We start from the raw sequence: 610 nt of genomic DNA, 5'->3' as shown, positions 1-610 counted from the left end.
TATGTACTTCTCTCCCACTTTTTACTTTTGCTTCCACAACTGCAGCTCTTGCTCTCCTAATAGATGTATTTGCACCTGGAACACCTGGGATTGCACCTGGAACGCCATTCAAAGAATCATCTTGTGCAAAATTTGGAGCAGCACCTGCTACGCCACCCGGAATAGCTGGTATTACACCACCCGGAACAGATGGCATTTGTGTTACACCTGTCACAGTTGGAACATTTGACATAACCATTGTCCCTTGTGGGGCTCTAGAGTTTAATCCTCCTGCGATGCCTCTTGATGGTAAAGTATCTAGTGTAAGAGCTAATAATTGACCAACTCCAGCCGGTTCATTCACTTGCGGCACATTTACTACTGTTGCTGTTCCAGTTGCTGTTCCGGCAGATAAGATGCCTGAATTCGAAGTGGGTAGAACACCCGAATTCGGAATACCCGGCACAGCACCCACACCACTAGGAACACCACTAGGAACACCACCAGGAACACCACCAGGAATACCAGGCTTAAGATTTTCACCACTCGCAACACTAGGCGCAGCACCTGCACCACTCGCAACACGAACACGACTACCTGTACCTGAAACATTCCGTATTATGCCAGGAAC

Annotated in this window: 1 protein-coding gene; it reads right to left on the bottom strand. The window is 48.0% G+C overall.

Annotated features, from left to right (window positions below; all coding sequences use genetic code 11):
- The coding region (locus tag ACFINC_RS11335; RefSeq protein ID WP_375617268.1) for a hypothetical protein at nt 1-610 on the bottom strand (610 nt) is incomplete at both ends.

The organism is Bartonella sp. AP58NXGY, assembly GCF_042195785.1.
Classification (GTDB): domain Bacteria; phylum Pseudomonadota; class Alphaproteobacteria; order Rhizobiales; family Rhizobiaceae; genus Bartonella.
This window is presented reverse-complemented; position numbering and strand designations above follow the sequence as displayed.